Here is a 23,454-nt window from a genome sequence, read left to right on the forward strand (position 1 = left end):
CATAAAGAATCTAGGTCTTTGGAGTCGTCCTCCACCCTGGGGCAGCATGCCTAGCCGTTCGTACAAGCTGCCAACCAGGACAGGAGCCCCAATGGACCTCGAGCCACTCAGCCGACGCCGCTTCATTCGACAGCTAACCACCGTAACCGCCCTGGGTGCCTTGGGTACCAGCTTGTTCGGCTGCGACGACAAACCCGCTACCCAGGCCGTCGCACCGGCCGTGATCGGCCAGCGCTCGGATCAGGTGGTCCCTTTCCGCTACCCCGATAACCCCACCTTCGATCTGGTCTACGTCGCCGACGCCCTGGGCTACTTCGAGGTTACCCGGGCACGTCCCCAGTACGTCGGCAAGGTCGCCGCGCCGCAGATCATCCCGCTGGTCGGCACCGGTGAACTGGACCTGGGCACCCGCATGGTGCCGCTGGTGATCTCCGCCATCGCCAGCGGCCTCGATCTCAAGGTGGTGGCCGCCGGGGGCAAGACGCTGCAGGAAGCGCCGCACATGAAGTACTTCGTGCGTGCCGATTCGGGTATTCGCATGCCCAAGGACCTCGAGGGCAAGACGGTGGGCTTCAACAGCTTCGGCGCCTGCGCCGAGTTCGTCACCAAGAAATACCTGCGCCAGCAGGGCGTGGACGTCGATCGCATCAAATGGGTGGTGGTCCCGGACGTCCAGGCCGAACAGACGCTCGCTACCGGCAACATCGATCTGGCGATCATCCATCCGCCCACCTCCGGCAGCGCCGAGCACAATCCCGCCCTGCGCAAGCTGTGGAGCGATTTCGACCTGGACGAGGGGCTGGGTGGCATGGCGCCCTACAGCGCCCATGGCCGCTTCCTGCGCGACCATCCCGAGGCTGCGCGGGACGTGGTCCAGGCGCTGGCCAAGGCGGCCAACTGGGTCAACGAGCACCCCGACGACGCCCGCAAGATCACCGCCGAGCGCCTGGGCATGAAGCTGGAGCTGGTGGAGCGCTTCGCCTATGTCGACGATCTGGTCATCACCGAGCCGCCGATCCAGTACTACATCGACATCCTCGAACACGAAGGCAAGCTCAAGCCTGGTGCGGTACAGGTCAAGGACGTCTACACCAATGCCTTCAATCCCTTCGCCCGGGGTACCGTCTGATGAGCGCCAAGATCGTCGCCCGGGGCCTGGCGCTGGCCTATGACGGCCGTAGCGAAAGCGGTGCCCAGGAACGGGTACCGGTGTTGCAGGACTTCGACCTGGACGTGCGCCAGGGCGAATTCCTGGCGGTGCTGGGTCCTTCCGGCTGCGGTAAGTCCACCTTCCTCAACATTCTCGCCGGTCTGGCGCAGAAGAGCGCGGGTGAGCTGACCATCGACGGCCGACCGTTGCAAGGCATCAATCCGTACCAGGGCGTGGTATTCCAGGGCTATGCGCTGCTGCCGTGGCGCTCGGTGCTGGACAACGTCGCCATCGGCCTGGAGATTCGCGGGGTGGGGCGCCGCGAGCGGCTCGCGACGGCACGGGAGTATCTGGCGCTGGTAGGTCTGGAGGGGCAGGGCGCACGCTATCCCCACGAACTCTCCGGCGGCATGCGCCAGCGGGTGGCCATCGCCCGCGCCCTGGCCTATGGGCCGGACGTGCTGTTGATGGACGAGCCCTTCGCCGCGCTGGACGCCCAGACCCGCGAGCATCTGCAGGACGAGCTACTGCGTATCTGGGACGGGCAACGCAAGACCATCGTCTTCATCACCCACAGTCTCGACGAGGCGATCTTCCTCGCCGACCGGGTCGCGGTGATGACGCCCCGGCCGGGGCGGGTCCACCGGCTGCTCGACGTCGACCTGCCGCGCCCGCGGGCGGCCGAGGTGCGCAATACCCCGGCCTTCGCGGCCTTGCGCCAGCAGGCCTGGGAAGCCCTGCGCGGAGTGCCTGCACCCGTGCCGTCAGCGTCATCGCGGCGCCAGGGGGTAGGCGCATGAAGCTGATACGCCGTTCCCGCCGGCTACTCGACGGCAGCCTCGGCATCCTGCTGTTCCTCGCGCTCTGGGAAGCCTTGCCGCGGCTGGGCCTGGTCAATCCCGGCTACCTGAGTCCGCCCTCGGTGGTGCTGCAGAGCATCCTCGACCTGGCGCGCGATGGCAGCCTGGCACGGCACCTCGGTGCGAGTCTGCTGCGCTCGCTGGCCGGACTGCTGCTGGCCATAGGCGCAGGGGTGCTCCTGGGCCTGTCGATGGGCTGGTTCATCCGCCTGGAGCGACTGCTCGATCCGTTGCTGCAACTGTTCCGCCAGACCAGCGCCCTGGCGTTGTTCCCGGTGTTCATCCTGTTCCTGGGCATCGGCGAGGCCTCGAAGATCGCCATCATCTTCTGGGCGTCCTTTTGGCCGATCCTGCTGAGCACCACCAGCGGCGTGAAGCAGGTGGATGCGCTGCTGGTGAATTCGGCGCTGTCCATGGGGGCCAACCGGCGCTTCCTTTTCCTGAAGGTGGTGCTGCCGGCGGCGGCGCCGTCGATCTTCACCGGCATCCGCCTGGCCGGCGCCTATTCCATCACCGCGCTGGTGGCCGCCGAGATGATCGGCGCCCACTCGGGGCTGGGCTTTCTCACCCTCAACTCCCAGGAGGTGTTTCAGATCCCCAGCATGTACGCCGGCATTCTGATGTTGGCGGTGGTGGGCCTGGCGCTCAATGCGCTGCTGGCCCTGCTGGAGGCGCGGCTGTTGCGCTGGCGGCGTGGTTTGTCGGCGCGTGCTTGAGCCCGGCTCGATTGGCGCGGATCAACCCAGCGCCTGGGTCAGCAGCGCGAACTGATCCAGGCCGTCGCGGGATATCGGCGCCTCGCCCCTGGCCATCTGCTCGACCTCGTCGACCTGGGGGATGCCCAGCTCGCCGAGCCAGGGATTGAGACCGCTGCGCGCGGTGACGTCGAATCTCACGTAGCGCCCTTCGGCGTGGCGCAGCAGGGCGAGGGTCAGGGCCTTGGCCTGGTCGGTGGATTCGGCGATGACCGGGCCGACCGACAGGCCACGGCCATAGGGGCGCAGCAGGGCGAAGCCGCGCAACTGGCCTTCCAGCTCCAGGCCGACGATGCGTTCGGCCTGGGGCAGGAGCTCCTGCAGCAGCGCGCTGCGGTCCAGGCCGGTGGCAGCCTGGCCAAGGCTTTCCAGCCGGGGCGTCGCTGCCAAGGTCAACTCATGGACGTGGTCTTCCAGCGGATGACGTTCAGCCATGGCCGGCAGACTCGCCACCTGGTGCTGGTAGATGCGCTCGTAGGAGTCGAAGCCCTGGCTACGGTAGAGCGGGGCGCCACGCAGGGTGGCGACCAGCAACGGCGTGCGGTTGCCGGCCAGTTGCAGCAGGCCATCCATGAGGCGGCGGCCATGGCCCTGGCCCTGGTGGCTGTCGGCGACGATCACCAGGCCGATGGTGGCGTAGTCGCCCTGGGGCACGCAGAACCCGGTGCCGAACACGCCCTGGTCATCTTCCAGCACCAGGCCTTCGCCAGTGTGGAACAGGCACTGCCAGTCCTCCAGGCGATGGGGCCAGTGCAGGGCCTGTGACAGGCGGTGGGCGGTGGCGAGGTCGGTTTCGCGCAGGGGTCTCAGGATCGCTTGGGACACGGCAGGGCTCCGGTTCGGGTCTGGCTGATTCAGGCGTCAGCCTAGCAAGCCGCGACGGCAGATTCGGTTGCCGGTGGGTGGACGCGCCACCGCGAGGCACCGAAGGCCCCTGCCAGTTCGGCAAAAGATGACGGCCCGCGCGCCTAGCATGGAGGCCAAGCCCACAGCCCTAGCGGAGCGCGCCATGGCCTCGTTCGACCCCAGAGCAATTGCGGTTCGTTGTGCCCATTTCCTCGGAGGTCGCCCTTGCGACGCCCGGGCCGAACTGGAGGTGTTCCGGCCTTCCGATGGCGGTTTCCAGAGCGGGTTGCCATGCGCCTCGGCGGACCTGGTGGACGAGGTGGTGGAGGGCACCTGGCGCGCCTGGAAGGCCAGCGACTGGGCCAGCCGGCCGCCGCGCGAGCGGGCACGGGTGATGCGCCGCTGGGCCGATCTGGTGGAGGCGGATGGCGAGATCCTCGGGCCGCTGGAAGCCGTGGGTTCGACCCGTCCGCTGCGCGAAGTGCTGGCCTGGGACATCCCCTATGTCGCCGAGGGCATCCGCTTCTTCGCTGAATTCGCCGACAAGCACGGCGGTGAGGTGGCGGCCACCGCCACCAGCCACCTGGGCCTGCAGATCACCGAGCCCTATGGCGTGGTGGGCGCCATCGCCCCCTGGAATTTCCCGCTGAGCATGGCCGGCTGGAAGATGGCGCCGGCGCTCGCCGCCGGCAATGCGGTGGTGATCAAGCCGTCGGAGCTGACGCCGTTCTCCATCCTGCGCCTGGCGGAGCTGGCGGGCCTGGCGGGCCTGCCGGCCGGCATCCTCAGCGTGGTCCAGGGCGATGGCCGGACCACCGGCGACGCCCTGTGCCGCCATCCGCGCATCGGCAAGGTCACCTTTACCGGCTCCACCGGGACCGGCACCGCCATCATGACCGCCTGCGCCGAGAGCGGGCCCAAGCCGGTGACCCTGGAACTGGGCGGCAAGAGTCCGCAGCTGGTGTTCGCCGACGCCCCGGATCTGGCGCGGACCGCCCGCAGCGTGGCCGCCGCCATCACCGGCAATGCCGGTCAGGTGTGCGTCTCGGGTTCGCGGCTGCTGGTCCAGCGTGCTGCCCTTGAGCCCATGCTGGAGGGCATCCGCGCGGCCTTCACCGCCTTGCGTCCGGGGCCGACCTGGTCGGCGGCGGCGACACTGGCGCCGATCATTTCCCACCGCCAGGGCCAGCGCATCCAGGACATCGTCTCCCGCAGCCGGGGGGCCGGCGCGGAGATCCTGGTCGGTGGCGCCCTGGAGGAGGGCCTGGGCGGTGCTTACTATCAGCCCACGCTGATCACCGGGGTCGACGCCGATAATCCCGCGGTTCGCGAAGAGATCTTCGGCCCCGTGCTGACCGTGCAGGTGTTCGACGATGAAGCCGAGGCCCTGGCTCTGGCCGACCACCCCACCTATGGCCTGGCGGCCGGGGTGCACACCGCCGACCTCGGCCGGGCGTTGCGCCTGACGCGAGCGCTGGAAGCCGGTACCGTCTGGGTCAATCGCTATGGCCGCAGCCACGACTGGATCATCCCCACCGGCGGCTACAAGCGTTCCGGCATCGGCAAGGACCTGGGCCGCGCCGCCTATGAGGCGACCCTACGCAGCAAGAGCGTGCTGATCGATCTGGGGCATTCCTGAGGCATGGCCGAGCGCAGGCACTTTTCAGCCAAAGCCTGAGCAGCCGCAAACAATGCTGGGCTTCACCGCTAAAACGGTTTTTTCTGTCTCCCGCGGCGCCTGAAAGCGGACAACTGTCAGGCCCGCCGATGCTGTAATGCTTGCCAGGGACGCCACCGGCGGCCCGGCCTCATACTCACGTCTTCCCGTCAAAGGACCCTTGCCATGACCGCCTTTCGGCCCAAGTACATCACCTTCGACTGCTACGGCACCCTGACCCGTTTCCGCATGTCCGACATGGCCCGCGAGATGTTCGCCGACCGCATTCCGGCCGAGGCGATGGACCAGTTCTGCAAGGACTTCAACGGCTATCGCTTCGACGAGGTGCTCGGCGCCTGGAAACCCTATTCGGAGGTGCTGTATTCGGCGGTGGAGCGTACCTGCAAGCGCTGGGGCATCTCCTTCACCGACGCCGAGGCCAACGCCTACTACGAGGCGGTGCCGAGCTGGGGGCCGCATCCGGACGTGACCGCGGGCCTGGCCAAGATCGCCGACAAGATCCCGCTGGTGATCTATTCCAACGCCGCCGACGAGCAGATCATGGCCAACGTCGACAAGCTGGGCGTGCCCTTCCACCGCGTCTTCACCGCCGAGCAGGGCCAGGCCTACAAGCCGCGTCTGCAGGCTTTCGAATACATGCTGGACAACCTCGGCTGCGGTCCGGAAGACGTGCTGCACGTGTCGTCGAGCTTTCGCTACGACCTCATTCCGGCCGACTACATGAACATCAAGAACAAGGTGTTCGTGAATCGCGGCCATGAGCCGAGCACGCCGTTCTACCGCAACACCGAGATCAAGGACATCGGCGGCCTGGCCGCGGTCGTCGGTCTCGAATAACCCCCTGAGCCGCCGGAGCGCCCACCCATGAGTCTTGGCCCAGCATCGTCCGATTCCTACTGGCTCGCGACCGCGCCGGGCTTTACCGGGTCCACCCCCGGGCCGGTGGCGGGGGAGGTGGATGTCGCCGTCATCGGCGGCGGCTTCACCGGGCTCTCGGCGGCGGTGGCCCTGCGCCGGCGCGGTGCCAGCGTGGCGGTGCTGGAGGCCGGACGGGTGATCGGCGAAGCCTCCGGACGCAACGGCGGACACTGCAACACCGGCGTCGCCCAGGACTACGCGGCCCTGCACGCCAGCCTGGGCGCGGAAAAGGCCCGGGCGTTCTACCAGGCCTATGCCGACGCGGTGGCCAGCGTCGAGGCGGTGATCGCCGAAGAGGGCATCGCCTGCGACTTCCACAAGGCCGGCAAGCTCAAGCTGGCGGCCAAGCCGCAGCACTATGACAACCTCGCGCGCACCTGCGAACTGATCCGCCAGGAGGTGGACCCGCAGGTCGAGTTGCTCAGTGCCACCCAGGTACGGGTCGAGGTAGCGTCCGATGATTTCCATGGGGGTCTGCTGCAGCATAACGGTGCCCAAATGCACATGGGGCGCTTCGGCGTGGGACTGGCGGAAGCGGCGGTGCGGCGTGGCGCCCAGGTGTACGAAGGCGCAGCCGTGAGCGATCTGCAACGTCTGCCCGATGGCAGCTTTCGGGTGGTCAGCGCCAAGGGCGAGCTGCGCGCCCGCCAGGTGCTGGTAGCCACGGGCAACGCCAGCGTCGGCCCCTTCCAGTGGTTTCGCCGCCGCATCGCCTCGGTGGGCAGCTTCATCATCGCCACCGCGCCTTTGCCCAAGGCGCAGCTGGACGAACTGCTGCCCAATCGGCGCACCTATGTCACCAGCCGCATCATCGGCAACTATTTCCGCACCACACCGGATCACCGGCTGATCTTCGGCGGGCGGGCGCGTTTCGCCCTGTCCGATCCGCGCCAGGACGCCAAGAGTGGCGCCGTGCTGCGCAACGCCCTGGGCCAGCTGTTTCCCAGCCTGGCCCAGACGCCCATCGACCATTGCTGGGGCGGCCTGGTGGACATGACCGCCGACCGCCTGCCCCGGGCCGGCGAGCAGGATGGCCTGTTCTACGCCATGGGCTACAGCGGCCATGGCGTGCAGATGTCGGTGCACATGGGGCGGGTGATGGCCGAGGTGCTGGAAGGCCGCGGCCAGGCCAATCCCTGGCGGGTGCTGGACTGGCCCGCCATTCCCGGCCACTTCGGCAAGCCCTGGTTCCTGCCACTGGTGGGACTCTATTACCGGATCCAGGATCGCCTGCACTAGCTTTCGCTCCAGCAACCGCCGCCCAGCCCCTGCCAAGCGCAGTGCGTGCGCGGGCGGTTTTTTCGTTTCTGCACGGCCGTGCCGCGACATGACCGTTGCGGCTGCGCAGAACCTGCCGCCGCCGCGGGCGTTTCGTGGCCATCCAGCCTCTCGTCGCGGCCCGCACCGCGCTCCGCCAACCCAAGCGAAACGCCGCGCCAGCGCGCCAAAGGCGGGCATCGCGGGCGCCGATGCGCCGTCGCGACGCACACCGCAAACAATGCTGAGCGGCTTGGTCAAAACGGTCTTTTCTGTCTCGCCGCAGGCGCAATTCGACGGTAATCGGCGAGGGGGCGGTGCTGTAATGAACCAGGCCGCATGACAAGGCGGCCAAGAGGACAGCGCCGTGCGCCCGGGGAGGGGTGTGCGGGCTGGTGACCGAGCCCCCACTGAGCGAGCCGACATGACCGAGAAAAAGACTGGAAGTCCCTTGATAGGAGCTGCTGAAAGCGTTCGGGCCTTCGAGGCCCTGCATCGGGGGCTGTCGCGGCGCGACGCGCTGCGCCTGCTGGGCGCCGCCGGGGTGCTGGCGACCGGGGTGGGCAGTCTGCTGGCTCGTGAGGGTCAGGCGTTCGCCGCAGAAGATGCGGTCACCGGCACCCCGCGTCGTGGCGGCCGGGTGCGGGCCGCAGCAGCCGGTTCGTCCACTGCCGATACCCTCGATCCGGCCAAGGGCTCGTTCTCTGGCGACTATGCCCGGCAATATTTCTTCTACAACGGCCTGACCGTCTTCGACAGCCATCTGGAACCCCAGATGGCCCTGGCCACCCGTTTCGACACCCAGGACGCCCTGACCTGGACGATCAAGCTGCGCCAGGGTGTGCAGTTCCACAACGGTAAGACCTTCGACAGCGCCGACGTCGTCTACTCGCTGCTACGCCACAAGGACCCGGCGGTGGGTTCCAAGGTCAAGGCCTTGGCCGATCAGTTCGCCGAGGTCACCGCGGTGGCACCCGATGAGGTGCGTGTCCGCCTGGTGTCGCCGAACTCCGAACTGCCCGCGGTGCTGGCCATCTCGCCGTTCCTGATCATCGCCGATGGCACCAAGGATTTCTCCACCGCCAACGGCACCGGCCCCTTCAAGGTCAAGGAATTCAAGCCGGGCGTGCGCACCGTGGGCGTACGCAACGAAAACTACTGGAAGTCCGGCAAGCCCTATCTGGACGAGATCGAGCTGATCGGCATCGGCGACGAGCCTTCGCGGGTCAATGCGCTGCTGGCGGGCGACGTCCAGCTCACCGTGTCGGTGGATCCGCGTTCCGCCGACCGCCTCAAGCAGAGCGGCAAGCTCAAGGTGGTGGCCAACACCTCGGGTGGCTACACCGACCTGATCATGCGCATTCCCAACCGGCCGTTCAACGATCCCAATGTGGTCGAGGGCATGAAGCTGCTGTTCGATCGCGAGCAGATCCTCAAGTCGGTCTTCCTCGGCTACGGCACCATCGGCAACGACCAGCCGATCATGCCGGGCACACCCTATCACGCGGCGGATCTGCCGCAGCGGCCCTACGATCCGGACAAGGCCAAGTTCCTCTTCCAGAAGGCCGGGATCGCCGGCGCGCGGATGCCGCTGGTGACCTCCACCGCCGCCGACAACGCCAACGAGATGGCCCTGGTGCTGCAGCAGTCCGCGCGGCAGGCCGGGCTCAACCTGATGGTCAATCGAGTCAGTGCCGACGGTTACTGGGACAGCCACTGGATGAAGGACCCGCTGGGCTTCGGCAACATCAACGCCCGGCCCACGGCCAACATCCTGCTGTCGCAGTTCTTCAAGTCCGATGCGCCCTGGAACGAATCCGGCTGGAAGAACGAACAGTTCGACCAGTTGCTGGTGGCTTCCCGCGGCGAGACCGATCTAGCCAAGCGCAAGCAGATGTACGCCGACATGCAGCTGCTGATCCACCAGCATTGCGGCATCGGCCTGCCGATCTTCACCAGTTCCATCGATGCCCATTCGCCCAAGCTCGGCGGCTACGGGATCATCCCCATCGGCGGCTTCATGGGTTACATGTTCGCCGAACACGTCTGGCTGGAGGCCTGACGCCCGGTGCCTCACGGCGAGTCGCTCCGCAGCGACCGGCTCGCCACTCCACGCTCAAGCAGGAGGTGGCTTTGGACCTTTCCGTCTTTTCCCTCATCGCCAGACGTCTCGGGGGCGGGTTACTGACCCTGCTCATCGTCTCGTTGCTGGTGTTCTTCGTCTCCGCGCTGCTGCCGGGCGATGCCGCGCAGCAGGCGCTGGGCCAATTCGCGCTGCCCGAGCAGGTCGCGGCGCTGCGCGCCCAGATGGGTCTCGACCAGCCCGCGTTGCTGCGCTACGTCCACTGGCTGAGCGGCCTTCTGCACGGCGATCTCGGCCAGTCGCTGGCCAACCAGATGCCGATCTCCGCCATGATCGGCGATCGGCTCGGCGGCTCCCTGATGCTGGCCGGGGTCACCGCCCTGGTGTCGGTACCCCTGGCGCTGGGCCTGGGCATCGTCTCGGCGATGAACGCCGGGGGGCGGCTGGATCGTGCCCTCAACGTCTTCACCCTGGGTATCGTCGCGGTGCCGGAATTCCTGGTGGCGACCCTGGCGGTGCTGGTCTTCGCCGTGCATCTGCAGTGGACCTCGGCGCTGGCGTTCGCCCATGACATCGACGGCCCCCTGGACTTCCTGCGCGCCTATGCGCTGCCAGTAGGCACCCTGTGCTGCGTGATCGTGGCGCAGATGGCGCGGATGACCCGTGCCGCCCTGGTCGAGCAGTTGCAGAGTCCCTATGTGGAAATGGCGCGGCTCAAGGGCGTCGGCCCGGTGCGCGCCGTCCTGCGCCATGCCTTGCCCAATGCCGTGGGTCCGATCGCCAATTCCATCGCCCTGAGTCTTTCCTACCTGATGGGTGGGGTGGTGATCGTCGAGACCATCTTCAACTACCCGGGCATCGCCCAGCTGATGGTGGACGGGGTCGCCAGCCGCGACCTGCCGCTGATCCAGGCCTGCGCCATGCTGTTCTGCTGCGCCTACCTGGTCCTCATGACCCTGGCGGATCTCTGCGCCATCCTGTCCAATCCGAGGCTGAGAACGCTATGACCCGACCCGTGACTCCCGTACGTGCCGCGTCCGTCCTGCCGGTGGATGGCAAGACCCTCGACGCCCAGTTGTCACCCCCCCGTACCCGGCGACCGGCCCGCTGGTCGCTGACCGCCATCCTCGGCGGCGTCCTGGTGGCCTTCTGGCTGTTCATCGCCCTGTTCGGCGTCTGGCTGGCGCCCTATGACCCGGGCGCTTTGGGCGACAGCGCGGTGCTGGCCAGCTATAGCCCAGCACACCTGCTGGGCACCGACTACCTGGGCCGCGACGTGCTCAGCCGCATCCTCGACGGCGCCCGCTTTACCGTGGGTCTGGCGCTGGTGGCGGCGGTGCTGGCCTGCGTGCTGGGCACCGGCCTCGGTCTGCTGGCGGCGCTGTCCGGGCGCTGGGTGGACGAGCCGCTGTCGCGGCTGATCGATGCGCTGATCTCGCTGCCGAGCAAGATGCTGGCGCTGGTGATGGTCTCGGCCTTCGGCTCCTCGGTGCCGTTGCTGATCGTCATGGCGGTGGTGGGCTATGCCCCCGGCTGCTACCGCATCGCCCGCAGCCTGGCGATGAACCTCATCGAGCTGGAGTACGTGCAGGTCGCCCGCACCCGTGGCGAAGGCCGGCTGTACATCGCCCTGCGGGAGATGCTGCCCAACATGCGCCTGCCGCTGCTCACCGACCTGGGCCTGAGATTCGTCTACATCGTGCTGCTGCTCAGCGGCATGAGCTTTCTCGGTCTCGGCGTGCAACCGCCGAATGCCGACCTCGGCTCCCTGGTCCGGGAAAACATCGGCGGTCTGGCCGACGGCGCCCCGGCGGTGCTGATGCCGGCCCTGGCCATCGGCACCCTGACCGTGGGCGTCAACCTGCTCATCGACCGTTTCGGCGCGCGACGCCGGGGAGGGCGCTGAGATGGAATTACTGGTAGAGGTCAAGGACCTGCGCGTGGTCGCCCAAGGCGACGACGGCAGCGAAACCGCCATCGTCAAGGACATCGGCTTCAACCTGGCCAAGGGCGAGGTGCTGGCGCTGATCGGTGAATCCGGCTCGGGCAAGACCACCATCGCCCTGTCGCTGCTCGGCTATGCCCGTGAAGGCTGCCGGCTGGCCGGCGGCTCCATCCGCGTCGGCGACACCCAGGTGCTGGAGCTGGACGCCGGTGGCCTGCGCCGCCTGCGTGGCCGCACCGTGGCCTACATCGCCCAGAGCGCGGCGGCGGCCTTCAATCCGTCGCGGCGGCTGATGGAACAGATCATCGAAAGCGCCCTGATCCATGGCGTGCTGACCCGCCGGGACGCCGAGGCGCGGGCGCTGCAGCTGTTCAAGGAGCTGGCGCTGCCGGATCCCGAACACATCGGCCAGCGCTATCCGCACCAGGTCTCGGGTGGCCAGTTGCAGCGGCTGATGGCGGCCATGGCGCTGATCACCGATCCGACCCTGGTGATCCTCGACGAACCCACCACGGCGTTGGACGTCACCACCCAGATCGAGGTGCTGCGGGTGTTCAAGCAGGTGGTGCGCGAGCGGGGCGTGACCGCCATCTACGTCTCCCACGACCTGGCCGTGGTGGCCCAGATGGCCGATCGCATCCTGGTACTCAATGGCGGCGAGGTCTACGAGAATCGCCGCACCGAGCGCCTGCTCGCCAATGCCCGCCATCCCTATACCCGCAGCCTGCTGGCGGCGGCCCGGCCGGAGCCCCTGGCGGAACGTGGGCTGCCCACCGTGGAGACCACGGCGCCGGTGCTGGAGGTCAAGGATCTGGTGGCCGGCTATGGCCCCATCGGCGCCGACGGCCTGCCGCGCTACCGGGTGCTGGAGGGCATCGACCTGCGCATCGGCGCCGGCCAGGCCCTGGGCGTGATCGGCGAATCCGGCTCGGGCAAATCGACCCTGGCGCGGGTGATCGCCGGCCTGCTGCCGCCGGCCCAGGGCAGCGTGCGCCTGGGTGGCGAACTGCTGCCGCCGGGTCTGGAAGGCCGCACCCGCGAACAGTTCCGCCGGGTGCAGCTGGTCTACCAGAATGCCGACACGGCGCTCAATCCGGCCCACAGCGTGGAACGCATCCTCATGCGCCCGCTGGAGACCTATCACGCCTTCGACAAGGCCACCCGCCAGCGCAAGGTCCGCGAATTGCTCGACCGGGTGCAGCTGCCGGCCAGCCTCGCCAGCCGCCGTCCGGGGGAGCTGTCCGGTGGCCAGAAGCAGCGGGTCAACCTGGCCCGGGCGCTGGCCGCAGAACCCGCGCTGATCCTCTGCGACGAAGTCACCTCGGCACTGGATACCGTGGTCGGCGCCGCCATCCTCGATCTGCTCGCCGAATTGCGTCGCGAACTGGGGCTGGCCTATCTGTTCATCAGCCACGACATCTCCACGGTGCGCAGCCTCTGCGACGAGGTGCTGGTGCTCTATGCCGGCCAGCCGGTGGAGCTGGGCACCCCGACCACGCTGCAGCATCCGACGCTCCATCCCTACACCGAATTGCTCACCGCCTCGGTGCCGGCGCTGCGCCAGGGCTGGCTGGAGGAGCAACCCATCCGCACGGCGGTCCCTCTGGTCTCGTCACCGCCCGCCAGCGGTCGGCTCTGCAGCTTCCTGCAACGCTGCCCGGTGCGTCTCGAAGGCCGTTGCGACCGCGTGCCGCCGAGGCCCCAGACCCTGGCCGGGGGCAACCGCATCCTCTGTCATCATGACGGCGAGACCCTGCAGCGCCTGCAGGGCGGTGCCGTGCTGCACACCCAAGGAGTTCGCGCATGACTTCCCGCTTCCAGCGACTCGGCGAGACCGGCCGGCCGCAGGTCAGCCTCAGTGTCGACGGCCTACCGGTCACGGCGCTGGCCGGCGACACACTGATGGTCGCCTTGCTCGCCAACGGCCCGGCGTTGCGCCGTTCCGAATTCGGCGACGAGCGTCGCGCCGGCTTCTGCCTGATGGGCGCCTGCCAGGATTGCTGGGTCTGGACCACCGCGGGCGAACGCCTGCGCGCCTGCGGCACCGAGGTCCGCGAAGGCTTGCAGATCCTCACCACGCAACCGGAGGCGGTATGGAATCGGGCCTAGCGAAAGCGAGCGCGAACGCGCCACGGGTGGTCATCGTCGGGGCTGGTCCGGCGGGCGTGCGCTGCGCGGAAACCCTGCTGGCTGCCGGCATCACCCCGGTGGTGATCGATGAGAATCGCCGCGACGGCGGCCAGATCTATCGCCGCCAGCCCGAGGGTTTCCAGCGTCCCTATGCCACCCTCTATGGCAGCGAGGCAAGCAAGGCCGAAAGCCTGCACCGCACCTTCGACGGCCTGCGCGGGCGCCTCGACTACCGCCCCGACACCCTGGCCTGGCACCTGCACGAGCGCACCCTCTACACGGTGCAGGGCAACCGCCAGCGCACCCTGGAGTTCGATGCCCTGGTGCTCTGCACCGGCGCGAGCGACCGCCTGCTGCCGGTATCGGGCTGGAATCTGGCCGGCACCTATACCCTGGGCGGCGCCCAGATCGCCCTCAAGGCGCAGGCGGTGTCCATTGGCCGGCGAGTGATCTTTCTTGGCAGCGGCCCCTTGCTCTACCTGGTCGCCGCCCAATACCAGCAGGCCGGCGCCACGGTGGCGGCGGTGCTCGACACCGCGCCGCTGCGCCTGCGCGCCCAGGCCACGCCCAAGCTGCTGGCCCGCCCGGGCGTGGCCTGGAAGGGCGTGCAACTCATGGCCTCGCTCAAGCACGCCGGGGTGCCGTTGCACTTTGGCGTTACCCCACTGGAGATCCTCGGCGATGCCGAGCAGGGCGTGCGCGGCGCGGCCTTCGCCGATGCGCGTGGCCTGCGTCAGGAGGTGGCGGGCGACGCCGTGGGCCTGGGGTATCACCTGCGACCGGAAACCCAGCTGGGCGACCTGGCCCGCTGCGCCTTCGAATTCGAGCGGGCGACCGGCCAGTGGGTGCTGCAACTGGATGCCGACGGTCGCACCTCCACGCCAGGGGTCTATGCCGCGGGCGATGGTGCCCGGGTACGGGGCGCCGACGGGGCCGAGCTGGCCGGGCAACTGGCCGCCTGCGCGGTCCTGGCCGATCTCGGCCGCACACCGCCCAATGGCCTCGCCGAGCGCTGCCGCGAGGCGCTGACGGTCCAGGAGCGCTTCCGCCTGGGCCTGGCCGAGGCCTTTCCCTGGCCCGCGAAACAGATGGCCAGCCTGCCGGACACCGCGGTGGTCTGCCGCTGCGAAGGCATCACCGCCGGCGAACTGCGCGCCGTGGTGCGCGAGAAGGGCGCCCAGGAAGCCAACCGGGCCAAGGCCTTCAGCCGGGTCGGCATGGGTCGCTGCCAGGGTCGCTATTGCGCCCAGGCCGGCGCCGAGATCGTCGCCGCCGAATCCGGGGTGCCGGCGGAGGCCGTCGGCCGCCTGCGCGGCCAGGCACCGGTCCGCCCATTGCCGCTGGGCATCGTCACCAGCGAAGAGGAGCTTTCGTCATGAACCAGACCGCCAACCGCGCGGACGTCATCGTCGTCGGCGCCGGCATCATGGGCAGCGCGAGCGCCTTCTTCCTGCGCCGCCGTGGCCTGTCGGTGCTCCTGCTGGAGCGCGACCAGGTCGGGCGCTTCGCCAGCGGCACCAATTTCGGTAACGTCCGCCGCCAGGGCCGCTACCTGACCCAGGTGGCGCTGTCCAACCGTTCCCGCGGCCTCTGGGGTCGCCTGCCCGAGTTGATCGGTGATGACCTGGAATTCATCCCCGGCGGCCATCTGCGGGTGGTCTACGATCCCGGCCGCATCGCCATGCTGCACGAGTACGCTCGGGCGCCGGAGACCGCCGCCCTGGACCTGCAGGTGCTCGAAGGTGCGGCCCTGCACGAGAAGTTTCCCTACCTGGGCCCCGAGGTGGTGGCCGGCTCCTACGCGCCCCACGATGGCCACGCCAATCCGCGCCTGGCCGCCCCGGCCTTTGCCCGCGCCGCGGTACGCGAGGGCGTCAGCCTGCAGGAAGGGGTGGAGATCACCCAGGTTATCAAGCCGGATGGCGACTTCCTGGTGCAGGCCGCCGACGGCCGTCGCTATCAGGCGCCGCGGCTGCTGATCACCGCCGGAGCCTGGGGCAGTCGGCTGTCGAGCCAGTTCGGCGAGCCGGTGCCGATCGAGACCCACGGACCGCAGATGGGCGTCACCGAGCCCTTGCCCTATGCCTTCAAGGAGGCGGTAGGCGTCTCTTCGCCGCTGGTGAGCGAAACCATCTACTTCCGCCAGATCCCGCGCGGCAACGTGATCTTCGGCGGCTGCTTCCGCACCCGACCGGACCTGGCCACCCGTCTGGCCCGCGCCGAGCCCAACGGCCTGCTCAATCAGCTCACCCAGCTGCGGCGCCTGGCGCCGGCCCTGGGCCGGGTCAATGTGATCCGTACCTGGAGTGGGGTGGAGGGCTATATCGCCGACGACCTGCCGATCATGGGGCCGAGCAGCCAGGTGGACGGCCTCTACTACGCCTTCGGCTTCTGCGGCGCCGGCTTCCAGCTCGGTCCGGGCGTGGGTGACACCATGGCCGAACTCATCGCCACTGGCCGTACCGAGACGCCGCTGGCGGCCTTCGCCATCGGCCGCTTCGCGCAGCCCCGCAGCGAGAGCCTCGCCGGATGAACAGCCAGGACCTGCTGCGCACCCTGATCGGCTTTCCCACCGTCTCCGCCGACTCCAACCTGGCGCTGATCCAGCATGTGCAGGGTCTGCTGGAAGCCGCCGGCGTCGCCTGCCGACGGGTGCTCGACGAGAGCGGACGCAAGGCCAATCTCTTCGCCAGCGTCGGCCCGAGCGACGTGCCCGGCGTGCTGCTCTCCGGGCATACCGACGTGGTGCCCGTGGCCGGCCAGGCCTGGACCCTGCCGCCGTTCGACGGGACCCTCAAGGACGGCCGGATCTATGGCCGCGGCGCCTGCGACATGAAGGGCTTCGTCGCCTGCGCGGTGGTGGCCTTGCTGGCCGCCGCCCGGGGGGCGCCGCTCAAACGCCCGTTGCAACTGGCCTTGTCCCACGACGAAGAGATCGGCTGCGTCGGGGTCCGCCGTCTGCTGGACGTACTGGAGCTGGCTCCGGTGCGCCCCTTCCTTTGCATCGTCGGCGAACCCACGGACCTGCAGGTCGCTCTCGGTCACAAAGGCAAGGCCGCGTTACGCGCCCACTGCCATGCCCAGGAAGGTCATTCCTCGTTGGCGCCGCTGCACGTCAACGCCATCCACCTGGCCAGCGACCTGGTCGGCGCCCTGCGCGCCAGCCAGCGGCGCCTGGCGGAAGAGGGCGCGCACGACGCAGCCTACGATCTTCCCTATACCACCCTGCATGTCGGGCGGATCGAGGGTGGCAAGGCACTCAACATCGTGCCCAACCTCTGCACCCTGGACTTCGAGATCCGACACCTGCCGGCGGACGATCCCGCCAGCCTGGTCGCCGCGCTGCAGGAGACGGCGGACAGCCTGGTCAGGGAGGCACGGCCAACCTCAGCCAAGGCCGCCATCGAGATCGAGACGGTCAACGCCTATCCGGGCCTGGATACGCACCCCAGCATCGAAGCCGTGCGCTTCCTGCAGACGCTGGTCGAGCCGGGCACCGCTCAGCTCAAGGTGGCCTTCGGCACCGAAGGCGGCCTCTTCGCCAGTCGGCTGGACACCCCGGTGGTAGTCTGCGGCCCCGGCAGCATCGAGCAGGCGCACAAGCCGGACGAGTATGTCGAGCTGAGCCAGCTCGCCGCCTGTGACGCCTTGCTGGGACGGTTGCGAGTGGCCCTGGGTTGAGGCCACCCGGTCTGTTCAGTAGCCCCGCTGGCGATCCACCAGACCCCGCATAGGCTCACCGCGCTGATGGCGCCGGATATTCTCCAGCAGCACGGTGAACGCCGTTTCCGGCACCGTCATGGCGCCCACGTGGGGCGTCAGCCAGATGCGCGGATGGTGCCAGAAGGGATGGTCGGCCGCGGGCGGTTCGGGTTCCACCACATCCAGTATCGCCTGGCTCAACCGACCGCTGTCCAAGGCCGCCAGCAGATCGGCCTCCACCAGCTGGGCGCCACGCCCCAGGTTGATCAGGCTGGCACCACGAGGTAGGGCGGCGAACAGTTCGCCATCGAGAATTCCACGCGTCTCCCGGGTCAGCGGCAGCAAGCAGATGAGAATTTCGCAGTCGGCGAGAAACGCCGGCAGCTGATCGGGGCCGGCATGACAGCGCACCCCTGGCAGTTCACGGGGGGATCGCGACCAGCCCGACAGCGCGAAGCCAAAGCTCTTCAGTCGCTCCAGCACTGCCTGGCCGATCTGGCCGAGACCAAGCACCCCCACGCGTCTGTTCTCCGCCGTCACCAGGGCATGTTCCTGCCAGCGCCCCGCGCCTTGTTGGTCGAGGTAGCGCGGCAGCTGGCGATGCAGGGCCAGGACCATGAGCGTCGCGTACTCCACCATGCCCGCGACGATACCGGGATCGAGCATGCGCACCACAGGCAAGTGGGCAGGCAGCAGGCTCAGGTCGAACTGATCGATCCCGGCCGAGGTGGCGAACAGCACGTCCAGATTGGGAAAACGGCTGGCGAGGTCCTCCGGCGGCTGCCAGCAAGCCAGGTAGCGGATCTCTTCGGGATCGCCCACGTCCGGCCATTGGCGAAAGGCGATATCGGGCGCGCGTTCCTGGAACAGGTGTCGCCAGGCCTGGCCACGTTCGGGATCGGCCTTGTAGAGCAGCGTCATGGGAGGTCTCCGGCAAAGCTCAAGGATGGCGTATCGGGGCGGTAGTTTGTCCCGAAACCCCGCACGTCATCACCATGATCGGCGGTGCGGTGGAAACTGCGCCGCATAAGCGGAAAACGGCAGCTTCTGTGCCGGCCTGGGGCGCAAACGCGATAACCCAGGCGCCCTGGCGGTCGATACTGGCCTGGTCCGCGGCGCACCTGCCGCGCCTCTCGACGTGAGGATCCGCCATGCCCTTGCTGCACTACTGCCAGCCACCCGGTGACCGCCAGCTGCCCCGGGCGCTCCAGCCCCTGCACGATGATCCCCTGGCCGCCGGCCGCGAACCGCACCTGCACGATAGCCGCCTGGGCTATGTGATGGGCAGCGCCGTCGCCCATTCCGCCGATTGCCAGCTGGATGACTTTCCCTGGGTGGAAGTGAGCATTCTCGAAGTGGGCGAGGTGCAGCTGGAGTGGGCGGGTGGCGCCCTGCAGCTCAAGGCTGGCGATGCTTTCATCCTGCCGCGTGGCCTGAGTTGCCGCTGGCGTCACAGCGGCGAGCTGCGGCGCCTGTTCATGGCCTTTCCCGGCCGGGCCAGCGAAGGCCCCATGCCCCAGGCACCCGTGCTGCTGGATCCCTCGGCCTCGCGCGAACCCTCGCCGCCGCCGGCGGCCAGCGTCTTGCTCAGTCCTGAGCCCACGGCCACCGGCTGCGACCTGTTCGAAAGCGGCGGCGGCGCCCTGCGGATCGGCATGTGGGATTGCACGGGCTACAGGCGCAAGGCGGTGAGCAATCCCCATTGCGAGCTGATGCTGCTCTATGCCGGCGCCGTGACCCTCGCGGTCGAGGGTGAAGCGTCCTGCACGGTCAACGCGGGCGAGGCGGTGCTGGTGCCCGCGGAAACGCCCATGGCCTGGGACAGCCAGGAGCGGGTGCGCAAGCTGTATTGCATCTTGCGCTGAGAAGAGGGCGCTCCGGCAGCCAGGCGCTGGCGGAGCGTAGAGGCGAGGGTGGTCAACCCGCCTTGATCAGGCTGCGCAGCGGCAGGGCGTTCTTGACCACCGGCGACTTGATGACGATGTAGCTGAAGTACTTCTCGATGCCGACGTTGCGGTCGAGGATGGATTCCATCAGTTCCTGGTAGTGGCCGATGCTGCTGCACATGAAGCGCAGCAGGTAGTCGTAGCCGCCGCTGATGAGGTGGCATTCGAGGATCTCGTCGACACCACGGATGAAGGACTCGAACTTCACGAAGTCGGCGCGCTTGTGGTCGGAAAGGGTGACCTCGGTGAACACCGTCACCGAGTTGGCGATCTTGGCGAGGTTGACGTGCGCCTCGTAGCCACTGATGTAGCCGGCCGCCTCCAGGCGCTTGACCCGCTGCAGGCAGGGACTGGGTGAGAGGCCCACGGCTTCGGCCAGGCTGACATTGGTCATCCGGCCATCCTTCTGCAGCTGCACCAGGATGTTGATGTCGATGCGGTCCAGTTTTGTTGCGGCGTCCATCGTCGTTCCTCGCAGTCGTGAACGGCAGGCTAGGCACGCAGGGCGGTCTGATGCGCATGCACCAGGTCGGCGAGACTCGCGTACTCGCACCGCGTGCCATCCAGGGCCTGCCGCGAAAGGTTCCAGGGCCGCGAGCGATCACGGCGCAAGGTACACAGCGGAAAATCCACCAGGGGGTTCCAGGGGTCGTCCGGTTCGCTGCCTCTTACCGGCAGCAGATCCCCGCGCGCCAGGCCCAGTTCTTCCAAGGTGTTGTCCAGCGCCAGGCGCAGATCGCCGCCGCGGTTGGGGATCACGGCGGCGAACACCTCGGGCAAGCGTGCCGTGACCGCCGCGGCGTCGCCGTCATCGGGCGAGGCCAGCAACACCAATCGATAGAACTTGCTCAGGTACTGCAGCGCGCCCGGCGCATCCTCGAACACCGGCCAGCACGTCGTGGCGTTTCCAAAGGCCACGCTGGCATCCAGATCGGCTTCCTGCTGCAACTCCTGCGCCAGACGCTGGTGGATACGCAGGTGCAGACTGGTCTGGCTGGCGTTGGGCGCGGCCCGGCGTAGCTCGCGGGCGAGGCGGTGATAGCTGCCGAGCAGCCAGTCGGGATGGGTGCTCAGCCCCGCCTGCGCCACAAGGGGGCGCAGGGCTTCGAGGATGCCCCCTTCGCGGTCGACGAGGGTGCCGTAGCAGGAAAAGCCTAGGGCCTGGTAACGCGTGATTCTCATGGTCGGTTTCCCCTTGGCGCCGCCACAGCGGGGCCGGGCGGCGTTACGTTCGACCTCAGGCACCTGCCTGGGCGAGGGCCTGGCCGAACATGTGCAAGGCTTCGGCCAGTTGTGCCTCGGTGGTCACCAGGGGCGCCAGGAAGCGGATGACATTGCGTTCGACACCGCACTTGATCACCAGCAGGCCCGCCTGGCGGGCGCCGTCGATGACCTGCTGGGCGAGGACGGCGTCCGGACTGTAGCCATCGGCGCCGACCATTTCCACCGCCAGCATGAAGCCGCGGCCGCGCACCTCGCCGATGCGTGGATGCCGCCGCTGCAGCTCGAGCAGACCGCTGCGCAGCTGCTCGCCGAGGGCGACGCCACGGGCGACTAGGTCCTCCTCCGCGAACACGTCCAGCACCGCCAGGGCCGCGGCGCAGGCCAGGGCGTTGCCGCCATAGGTGCCGCCGAGGCCGCCGGGCAGGGGCGCGTCCATGATGGCGGCGCGACCGACCACCCCGGAGAGCGGCAGGCCGCCGGCCAGGCTCTTGGCCACCGTCACCAGATCGGGCTGGACGCCGGTCTGCTGGAAGGCGAAGAGGCTGCCGGTCCGGCCGAAGCCGGTCTGGATCTCGTCGGCGATCAGCGCGATGCCGTGCTGGTCGCAGAGGGCGCGCAGCGCCTGGAGGAATTCCACCGGCGCCGGGCGGAAGCCGCCGTCGCCCTGCACCGGTTCGATCAGAATGGCGGCCACCTGGTCGGGTGCGATCTGGGTGGCGAAGACGTCGCGCAAGCCGGCCAGGGCCTGCTGGGTATCCACGCCGCGGAAGGCGTCGGGGTAGGGCGCGTGGTAGATGTCACCGGGGAAGGGGCCGAAGTTCTGCTTGTAGGGCTGGGCGAAGCCGGTGAGGGTCACGCCGAGCAGGGTGCGGCCATGGAAGCCGCCGCGAAAGGCGACCACCCCGGGCCGTTTGGTGTGAGCGCGGGCGATCTTGATGGCATTTTCCACGGCTTCGGCACCGGAGGTCAGCAGTAGCGTCTTGTAGGCTTCACCGCCGCCGATGAGGGTGTTGAGACGGCTGGCCAGCTCCAGGTAGGGCTCGTAGGCCATCACCTGGAAGCTGGCGTGGGAGATCTCGCCGACCTGGCGGCGTACGGCCTCCACCACCCGTGGGTGGTTGTGACCGACGTTGAGCACGCCGATGCCGCCGACGAAATCGAGGTAGCGGCGACCGTCCACGTCCCAGACTTCGCTGCCCTGGGCGCGGGCCACCACGACGGGATGGGCGGTGATGATGCCGCGGGGCACGCCTTGTTCGCGAAGACCCAGCAGGCGGTCGGTGGCTTTGGCAGCGGAATTCATGCAGCGATACTCCAGGCAGGGGCGAGAGTTCCAGCCTACGCAGGCCGCGGGGTCGGTAACGCTGAAGTTGCCGGCCCGGGCATCGTGATCGGCTGTTTTGGTCAGGGGCGGCGGCATTTTCGGTTGCCTGCCGCCTATGGGTTTCAGTCGAGCCCGCCGAGGTGCCAGGCCTTGACCTCGAGGTACTCGTCCAGCCCCAGGTGCGAGCCTTCGCGGCCCAGGCCGGATTGCTTCACGCCGCCAAAGGGCGCGACCTCCATCGACAGGGTGCCCGTGTTGAGGGCCACCATGCCGAATTCCAGCTGCTCGCCGACGCGCCAGGCGCGGCGCAGGTCCTGGGTGTAGTAGTAGGCCCCCAGCCCATAGGGCGTGGCATTGGCCAACGCCAGCGCCTCGGCTTCGTCGCGGAAGCGGAACAGCGGCGCCACCGGACCGAAGGTCTCCTCGCGGGCCAGCAGCATGTCCGCCGTGGCACCGGTGAGCACCGTGGGCGCGACGAACTGGTTGCGGCCGCTGGGCAAGCCGCCGAACAGTGCCTTGGCGCCCTGGGTCAGGGCGTCGTCGACATGGCGCGCCACCTTGTCGACCGCCAGGCGATTGATCAGGGGGCCGAGGGTCACGCCGGTCTCCAGGCCATTGCCCACCTTGAACCTGGCCACCTCGGCGGCCAGCCGCTCGGCGAAACGGTCGTGGATGCCGTCCTGCACCAGGATGCGGTTGGCACAAACGCAGGTCTGGCCGGCGTTGCGGAATTTGCTCTGCAGCACCCCGGCGACGGCCAGGTCCAGGTCGGCGTCGTCGAAGACGATGAAGGGCGCGTTGCCGCCCAGTTCCATGCTGGTGCGCTTCACCGTGGCCGCGCACTGCGCCAGCAGCAGCTGACCGATGCGCGTGGAGCCGGTGAACGACAGCTTGCGCACCGCCGGATTGCCGGTCAGCTCGCCGCCGATGCCGGCGGGCATCCCGGTGAGTACGTTGAAGACCCCGGGCGGAAAGCCGGCGCGATCGGCCAGTTCGGCCAGCGCCAGGGCGGACAGCGGGGTGAGATCCGAGGGCTTGATCACCACCGGGCAGCCGGCGGCGAGCGCCGGCGCGGCCTTGCGGGTGATCATGGCGTTGGGGAAATTCCAGGGGGTGATGGCGGCCGCGACCCCTACCGGTTGCCGCAGTACCAGCACCCGGCGATCCCGGGCGGGGGCGGGCAGGATGTCGCCAAAGCTGCGCCGGGCTTCCTCGGCGAACCATTTGACGAAGCTGGCGCCATAGGCGATCTCGCCACGGGCCTCGGCCAGCGGCTTGCCCTGTTCCAGGGTCATCAGCAGGGCCAGGTCTTCCTGATGCTCCAGAATCAGCGCGTGCCAGCGCTCCAGCAGGGCCGCGCGCTCGGCTGCCGGACGCTCGCGCCAGGCCGGCCAGGCCGACTCCGCCGCAGCGATGGCTCGGGCGGTTTCCGCGGCTTCCAGGGCCACGACCCGGGCGAGGGTCTCGCCGGTGGCGGGGTTGTCCACGGCAAAGGTAGCGCCGTTGTCGGCGGCTATCCAGTGGCCGTCGACATAGGCTGAGGCTTTGAACAGGCGGGGATCCCGCAGATCGCGGTGCAGCGGCATGGTGGCGCTCCCAGTGGCAGGTCAGTCCCTGAGTCTAGGGAGCGGCGGCG

21 protein-coding genes are annotated in these 23,454 nt (G+C 68.6%); 15 read left to right on the forward strand and 6 right to left on the reverse strand.

Translation table 11 applies throughout. The features are described from left to right. Positions 1-91: 91 nt before the first annotated feature. The 3 genes from RCF34_RS00430 to RCF34_RS00440 are packed head-to-tail and all read left to right on the forward strand — an operon-like array spanning position 92 to position 2,726. Positions 92-1,129: an ABC transporter substrate-binding protein gene (locus RCF34_RS00430; protein WP_308706376.1), complete on the forward strand. Its 1,038-nt coding sequence runs from the start codon at positions 92-94 to the stop codon at positions 1,127-1,129. Continuing rightward, a complete protein-coding gene (locus RCF34_RS00435; RefSeq protein WP_308706377.1) occupies positions 1,129-1,950 on the forward strand; it encodes an ABC transporter ATP-binding protein in 822 nt (273 codons plus the stop codon). The genes RCF34_RS00430 and RCF34_RS00435 overlap by 1 nt, the downstream gene beginning before the upstream one ends. Further along, complete coding sequence (locus RCF34_RS00440) at positions 1,947-2,726, forward strand: ABC transporter permease (RefSeq protein ID WP_308706378.1); 780 nt, start codon at positions 1,947-1,949, stop codon at positions 2,724-2,726. The genes RCF34_RS00435 and RCF34_RS00440 overlap by 4 nt, the downstream gene beginning before the upstream one ends. Before the next feature lie 21 nt (positions 2,727-2,747). Here the strand turns inward: RCF34_RS00440 and RCF34_RS00445 are convergent, their stop codons facing one another. After that, the gene (locus RCF34_RS00445; protein ID WP_308706379.1) at positions 2,748-3,590 is read right to left on the reverse strand and encodes a GNAT family N-acetyltransferase; all 843 of its coding nucleotides are present in this window, start codon (positions 3,588-3,590) and stop codon (positions 2,748-2,750) included. Positions 3,591-3,774: 184 nt separating this feature from the next. Between RCF34_RS00445 and RCF34_RS00450 the strand changes: the two genes are divergently transcribed. The 11 genes from RCF34_RS00450 to argE all read left to right on the forward strand — a co-directional run bounded on the left by RCF34_RS00450 (position 3,775) and on the right by argE (position 17,303). Next, positions 3,775-5,250, forward strand: a complete 1,476-nt coding sequence (locus RCF34_RS00450) for an aldehyde dehydrogenase family protein (RefSeq protein WP_308706380.1) — start codon at positions 3,775-3,777, stop codon at positions 5,248-5,250. Between the two features lie 204 nt (positions 5,251-5,454). Then, a complete protein-coding gene (locus tag RCF34_RS00455; RefSeq protein ID WP_308706381.1) occupies positions 5,455-6,126 on the forward strand; it encodes a haloacid dehalogenase type II in 672 nt (223 codons plus the stop codon). 27 nt (positions 6,127-6,153) lie between these two features. Beyond that, positions 6,154-7,446, forward strand: a complete 1,293-nt coding sequence (locus tag RCF34_RS00460; protein ID WP_308706382.1) for an FAD-binding oxidoreductase — start codon at positions 6,154-6,156, stop codon at positions 7,444-7,446. A gap of 442 nt (positions 7,447-7,888) precedes the next feature. Then, positions 7,889-9,526: an ABC transporter substrate-binding protein gene (locus RCF34_RS00465; protein WP_308706383.1), complete on the forward strand. Its 1,638-nt coding sequence runs from the start codon at positions 7,889-7,891 to the stop codon at positions 9,524-9,526. A 71-nt stretch (positions 9,527-9,597) separates the two neighbouring features. After that, positions 9,598-10,554, forward strand: coding sequence for an ABC transporter permease (locus RCF34_RS00470; protein WP_308706384.1), 957 nt, complete (start codon positions 9,598-9,600; stop codon positions 10,552-10,554). Next, on the forward strand, positions 10,551-11,453 hold the full coding sequence (locus tag RCF34_RS00475; RefSeq protein ID WP_308706385.1) for an ABC transporter permease: 903 nt from the start codon (positions 10,551-10,553) through the stop codon (positions 11,451-11,453). Before RCF34_RS00470 ends, RCF34_RS00475 begins: the two co-directional genes overlap by 4 nt. Before the next feature lies 1 nt (position 11,454). Beyond that, positions 11,455-13,299 carry an ABC transporter ATP-binding protein gene (locus RCF34_RS00480; protein WP_308706386.1) on the forward strand — a complete coding sequence of 615 codons (1,845 nt, stop codon included), beginning with the start codon at positions 11,455-11,457 and terminating at the stop codon, positions 13,297-13,299. Beyond that, the gene (locus RCF34_RS00485; RefSeq protein ID WP_308706387.1) at positions 13,296-13,601 is read left to right on the forward strand and encodes a (2Fe-2S)-binding protein; all 306 of its coding nucleotides are present in this window, start codon (positions 13,296-13,298) and stop codon (positions 13,599-13,601) included. The genes RCF34_RS00480 and RCF34_RS00485 overlap by 4 nt, the downstream gene beginning before the upstream one ends. Further along, the gene (locus tag RCF34_RS00490; RefSeq protein ID WP_308706388.1) at positions 13,586-15,001 is read left to right on the forward strand and encodes an FAD/NAD(P)-binding oxidoreductase; all 1,416 of its coding nucleotides are present in this window, start codon (positions 13,586-13,588) and stop codon (positions 14,999-15,001) included. The genes RCF34_RS00485 and RCF34_RS00490 overlap by 16 nt, the downstream gene beginning before the upstream one ends. Then, positions 14,998-16,155 carry an FAD-binding oxidoreductase gene (locus tag RCF34_RS00495; protein ID WP_308706389.1) on the forward strand — a complete coding sequence of 386 codons (1,158 nt, stop codon included), beginning with the start codon at positions 14,998-15,000 and terminating at the stop codon, positions 16,153-16,155. Before RCF34_RS00490 ends, RCF34_RS00495 begins: the two co-directional genes overlap by 4 nt. Beyond that, on the forward strand, positions 16,152-17,303 hold the full coding sequence (gene argE, locus RCF34_RS00500; RefSeq protein WP_308706390.1) for an acetylornithine deacetylase: 1,152 nt from the start codon (positions 16,152-16,154) through the stop codon (positions 17,301-17,303). The genes RCF34_RS00495 and argE overlap by 4 nt, the downstream gene beginning before the upstream one ends. A gap of 15 nt (positions 17,304-17,318) precedes the next feature. Here argE and RCF34_RS00505 read toward each other — a convergent pair whose 3' ends face one another. Next, a complete protein-coding gene (locus RCF34_RS00505) occupies positions 17,319-18,245 on the reverse strand; it encodes a glyoxylate/hydroxypyruvate reductase A (RefSeq protein ID WP_308706391.1) in 927 nt (308 codons plus the stop codon). 230 nt (positions 18,246-18,475) lie between these two features. On the opposite strand from RCF34_RS00505, the gene RCF34_RS00510 reads away from it, so the two are divergent. After that, the gene (locus tag RCF34_RS00510; protein ID WP_308706392.1) at positions 18,476-19,189 is read left to right on the forward strand and encodes a cupin domain-containing protein; all 714 of its coding nucleotides are present in this window, start codon (positions 18,476-18,478) and stop codon (positions 19,187-19,189) included. Positions 19,190-19,241: 52 nt separating this feature from the next. On the opposite strand, the gene RCF34_RS00515 is transcribed toward RCF34_RS00510, so the two are convergent. From RCF34_RS00515 to RCF34_RS00530, 4 genes are all read right to left on the reverse strand, one after another. Next, positions 19,242-19,733 (reverse strand): Lrp/AsnC family transcriptional regulator, encoded by a 492-nt coding sequence (locus tag RCF34_RS00515; RefSeq protein ID WP_007161776.1) that lies wholly within the window; start codon positions 19,731-19,733, stop codon positions 19,242-19,244. Between the two features lie 29 nt (positions 19,734-19,762). Then, positions 19,763-20,452: a hypothetical protein gene (locus RCF34_RS00520; protein ID WP_308706393.1), complete on the reverse strand. Its 690-nt coding sequence runs from the start codon at positions 20,450-20,452 to the stop codon at positions 19,763-19,765. A 55-nt stretch (positions 20,453-20,507) separates the two neighbouring features. Beyond that, positions 20,508-21,797 carry a 4-aminobutyrate--2-oxoglutarate transaminase gene (gene gabT, locus RCF34_RS00525; RefSeq protein WP_308706394.1) on the reverse strand — a complete coding sequence of 430 codons (1,290 nt, stop codon included), beginning with the start codon at positions 21,795-21,797 and terminating at the stop codon, positions 20,508-20,510. Positions 21,798-21,940: 143 nt separating this feature from the next. Continuing rightward, positions 21,941-23,404 (reverse strand): NAD-dependent succinate-semialdehyde dehydrogenase, encoded by a 1,464-nt coding sequence (locus RCF34_RS00530; RefSeq protein ID WP_308706395.1) that lies wholly within the window; start codon positions 23,402-23,404, stop codon positions 21,941-21,943. Positions 23,405-23,454 lie beyond the last annotated feature (50 nt).

Origin of the sequence: Pseudomonas sp. 102515 (assembly GCF_031085165.1) — a bacterium.
Classification (GTDB): domain Bacteria; phylum Pseudomonadota; class Gammaproteobacteria; order Pseudomonadales; family Pseudomonadaceae; genus Chryseomonas.

Coding starts and splice junctions, on each gene's coding strand:
- RCF34_RS00430 (WP_308706376.1), top strand. CDS start 92: ATGGACCTCGAGCCACTCAGCCGACGCCGCTTCATTCGACAGCTAACC.
- RCF34_RS00435 (WP_308706377.1), top strand. CDS start 1,129: ATGAGCGCCAAGATCGTCGCCCGGGGCCTGGCGCTGGCCTATGACGGC.
- RCF34_RS00440 (WP_308706378.1), top strand. CDS start 1,947: ATGAAGCTGATACGCCGTTCCCGCCGGCTACTCGACGGCAGCCTCGGC.
- RCF34_RS00450 (WP_308706380.1), top strand. CDS start 3,775: ATGGCCTCGTTCGACCCCAGAGCAATTGCGGTTCGTTGTGCCCATTTC.
- RCF34_RS00455 (WP_308706381.1), top strand. CDS start 5,455: ATGACCGCCTTTCGGCCCAAGTACATCACCTTCGACTGCTACGGCACC.
- RCF34_RS00460 (WP_308706382.1), top strand. CDS start 6,154: ATGAGTCTTGGCCCAGCATCGTCCGATTCCTACTGGCTCGCGACCGCG.
- RCF34_RS00465 (WP_308706383.1), top strand. CDS start 7,889: ATGACCGAGAAAAAGACTGGAAGTCCCTTGATAGGAGCTGCTGAAAGC.
- RCF34_RS00475 (WP_308706385.1), top strand. CDS start 10,551: ATGACCCGACCCGTGACTCCCGTACGTGCCGCGTCCGTCCTGCCGGTG.
- RCF34_RS00480 (WP_308706386.1), top strand. CDS start 11,455: ATGGAATTACTGGTAGAGGTCAAGGACCTGCGCGTGGTCGCCCAAGGC.
- RCF34_RS00485 (WP_308706387.1), top strand. CDS start 13,296: ATGACTTCCCGCTTCCAGCGACTCGGCGAGACCGGCCGGCCGCAGGTC.
- RCF34_RS00490 (WP_308706388.1), top strand. CDS start 13,586: ATGGAATCGGGCCTAGCGAAAGCGAGCGCGAACGCGCCACGGGTGGTC.
- RCF34_RS00495 (WP_308706389.1), top strand. CDS start 14,998: ATGAACCAGACCGCCAACCGCGCGGACGTCATCGTCGTCGGCGCCGGC.
- argE (WP_308706390.1), top strand. CDS start 16,152: ATGAACAGCCAGGACCTGCTGCGCACCCTGATCGGCTTTCCCACCGTC.
- RCF34_RS00505 (WP_308706391.1), bottom strand. CDS start 18,245: ATGACGCTGCTCTACAAGGCCGATCCCGAACGTGGCCAGGCCTGGCGA.
- RCF34_RS00510 (WP_308706392.1), top strand. CDS start 18,476: ATGCCCTTGCTGCACTACTGCCAGCCACCCGGTGACCGCCAGCTGCCC.
- RCF34_RS00515 (WP_007161776.1), bottom strand. CDS start 19,733: ATGGACGCCGCAACAAAACTGGACCGCATCGACATCAACATCCTGGTG.
- RCF34_RS00520 (WP_308706393.1), bottom strand. CDS start 20,452: ATGAGAATCACGCGTTACCAGGCCCTAGGCTTTTCCTGCTACGGCACC.
- gabT (WP_308706394.1), bottom strand. CDS start 21,797: ATGAATTCCGCTGCCAAAGCCACCGACCGCCTGCTGGGTCTTCGCGAA.
- RCF34_RS00530 (WP_308706395.1), bottom strand. CDS start 23,404: ATGCCGCTGCACCGCGATCTGCGGGATCCCCGCCTGTTCAAAGCCTCA.